This window comes from Candidatus Benthicola sp., assembly GCF_058719085.1.
Map to the genome: position 1 here is coordinate 1 of NZ_JBZQEK010000121.1, position 3,032 is coordinate 3,032.

Annotated in this window: 4 protein-coding genes; all 4 read left to right on the top strand. The window is 65.9% G+C overall.

Going from position 1 to position 3,032, the window contains the following annotated elements:
- On the top strand, window positions 1-284 hold a 284-nt coding region (locus tag AC36XV_RS09625), incomplete at its 5' end, for an SDR family oxidoreductase (RefSeq protein ID WP_492203474.1).
- A 56-nt stretch (window positions 285-340) separates the two neighbouring features.
- Window positions 341-574: an acyl carrier protein gene (locus tag AC36XV_RS09630; protein ID WP_492203475.1), complete on the top strand. Its 234-nt coding sequence runs from the start codon at window positions 341-343 to the stop codon at window positions 572-574.
- Window positions 575-605: 31 nt separating this feature from the next.
- A complete protein-coding gene (gene fabF, locus AC36XV_RS09635; protein ID WP_492203476.1) occupies window positions 606-1,862 on the top strand; it encodes a beta-ketoacyl-ACP synthase II in 1,257 nt (418 codons plus the stop codon).
- Window positions 1,859-3,010 (top strand): aminofutalosine synthase MqnE, encoded by a 1,152-nt coding sequence (mqnE, locus tag AC36XV_RS09640; protein WP_492203477.1) that lies wholly within the window; start codon window positions 1,859-1,861, stop codon window positions 3,008-3,010. The genes fabF and mqnE overlap by 4 nt, the downstream gene beginning before the upstream one ends.
- The last annotated feature ends 22 nt before the right edge of the window (window positions 3,011-3,032 follow it).

The window sequence follows — 3,032 nt, forward strand, 5'->3', positions numbered from 1 at the left end:
ACTATGCGGCGTCCAAGGCGGGTCTGGTCGGGTTCACGAAGTCCGTGGCCCAGGAGCTCGCCGCCCGGGGAGTACTGGCCAACGTGGTGGCGCCCGGCTTCATCGACACCGACATGACGGCGGAACTGCCGGAGGAGGCACGAGCGGCGCTCTTCGACCGCATACCCCTCGGCAGGTTCGGGACTCCGGAGGACGTGGCGGGTACCGTGCGCTTCCTCGCAGGCCCCGCGTCATCCTACATTACCGGTCAGGTGGTGGTGGTGGATGGCGGTATGGTGATGTGACCGGCGACTCGTCGAGACGCCGGGGCTGGAATTCAACTGCAACCGAGGTTTGGATTATGTCCGACGCTGCCGACAAAGTCAGGGAAATCATCGCCAATGAGCTGGGCGTGGAGATGGACAAGGTCACCGACGAGGCGTCGTTCGTCGAAGACCTGGGCGCCGATTCGCTGGACACGGTCGAGCTCGTGATGGCGTTCGAGGAGGAGTTCGGGGTCGAGATCCCGGACGAGGACGCCGAGCAGATGCAGACCGTGGGTGATGCCATCCGTTATCTCCAGGACAAGGAGTAACCTCCCACCCCCCAAGGAGGAGGATGGACGGATGACAGAACACAGGCGCGTGGTGGTCACGGGCCTCGGCCTCGTCACGCCGGTCGGTCTGGATGTCGAAGAAACCTGGGAGTCGCTCATCGCCGGACGCTCCGGCGGGGCCCCGATTACCCAGTTCGATGCTTCGGACCAGTCCGTGCGCTTCGCATGCGAGGTGAAGGGCTTCGATCCCGAGAAGTACATGGATCGCAAGGAGGTGCGTCGGGCGGACCGATTCCTCCAGCTCGCGATGGCGGCGGCGGATCAGGCGGTAGAGCAGGCGGACATCTCGGCCGCCGTCGCTTCGGTGCCGGCCGAGAGATTCGGCGTGATCGTCGGGAGTGGAATCGGCGGGCTGACGACGATGGAGACGCAGCACGCCAAGCTCCTTGAAAAGGGCCCCGGTCGGGTGTCCCCGTTCTTCATCCCCATGTTCATTGGAGACATGTCCGCGGGGATGATCTCCATGAAGTACGGCGCTCGCGGACCGAACTACGCCACCGTTTCGGCCTGCGCGTCGAGCGGGCATGCCGTCGGAGCGGCGTTTCGCTCGATCCGCATCGGCGAGACCGATGTGATGATCACCGGCGGTACCGAGGCGACCGTGACTCCACTGTGCATTGCGGGCTTTGCCTCGATGAAGGCCCTTTCCGAGCGGAATGACTCGCCGGAGACGGCTTCACGTCCGTTCGATCTTTCGAGGGACGGTTTCGTGCTCGGCGAGGGTGCGGGAATCCTGGTCCTCGAGGAGAGAGGGCACGCCCTGGCCAGGGGCGCCACGATTCTCGGGGAGATCGCGGGTTTCGGACAGAGCGCGGACGCCTACCACATGACCTCTCCGGCCCCCGGGGGGGCGGGGGCTCAGATCGCCATGCGGCTCGCGCTTCGGGATGCGGGCCTCGATCCCGTCGACGTGGACTACATCAACGCGCACGGGACCTCGACGCCGGCCAACGACTCCACGGAGACTGCCGCGATCAAGGCAGTCTTCGGTGAGCGGGCGAAGGAGATCATCGTCGGCTCCACCAAGTCGATGACCGGCCACACCCTGGGCGCCGCGGGCGCCATCGAGGCCGCCATCTCCCTGCTCGTCTGCGAGCGAGGTGTCATTCCGCCCACGATCAACTATGAGACGCCGGATCCCGAGTGCGACCTCGACTACGGGGTGGAGGGTCCGACGCACCGGCCGGTCCGTGCGGCGCTGTCCAACTCCTTCGGGTTCGGCGGGCACAACGTGACGCTGGCGGTGCGAGCCCGGGAGGCCGAGTGATCCTCCCGACGAACGACCTTGAACTCGCTGTGCGTCCGCGCGCGAAGCACCTGCTTCCGATCGCCGAGAAGGTGCAGGCAGGGGAGCGTCTCTCCCGGAGCGACGCTATCGCCCTCTTCGAGACGGACGATTTGCTGGCGGTTGGTGGCATGGCGGATCTGGTCAACCGGCGGATGAACGGGGACCGCGTATTCTACGTGGCGAACCAGCACATCAATCCGACCAACGTGTGCGTCCTGAACCGGGTGTGCGTGTTCTGCTCGTACGGCGTGCGTCCGATGGCCGAGGACGCCTACACGATGCCGCTGGAAGAGGTGTTCGCCGAGGCGGAGGCGGCGAATCGTGCTCCGACGCGTGAGTTTCACATCGTCGGTGGTCTGCACCCGAAGCTCAGGCTGGAGTACTACACGGACATGATCCGGGGTCTGAAGGAGCGGCACCCCGGAGTTCAGGTCAAGGCCCTCACGGCGGTGGAGATCGCCCATCTCGCCCGGATCGAAGGCTGCTCGACGAGGGACGTTCTCGAACAGCTGCTGGCTGCGGGTCTCGATGCGATGCCGGGAGGGGGCGCGGAAGTGTTCAGCCCGGCCGTCCGGTCGACGATCGCCGATCGCAAGCTCGCGGCGGAGGAATGGCTGGACGTGCACCGCGAGGCGCACGCTCTGGGCATCCCGACCAACTGCACCCTCCTGTACGGTCACGTCGAGACGGCGGCCGACCGGGTCGATCACATGCTCATGCTGCGGGAATTGCAGGACGAGACAGCAGGGTTCAGCACCTTCATCCCGCTGGCCTGGCACCCTGACAACACGGCCCTGGGACGGGAGCTGGAGCTCGAGGGACGGCGCACGGGCGGAGTCGACGATCTCAAGGCGCTGGCCGTCGGACGGCTGCTTCTGGATAACGTCCCGCACATCAAGACGCACTGGATCATGGTGACCACGAAGCTGTCCCAGATCGCGCTGTCGTTCGGTGTGGATGATCTCGAGGGGACCGTGGTACTCGAGAAGATCACCCACACGGCGGGGGCGGACACGCCCATCGGGCTGGATCTCGACGAGATCGTCCGTCTGATCCGGGACGCGGGAAAGACGCCGGTCGAGAGGGATTCTCTCTACCGGCCGGTCGGCGATCCGGTGGCGGCATGACTTCGGGATCCGGCGTGACCTC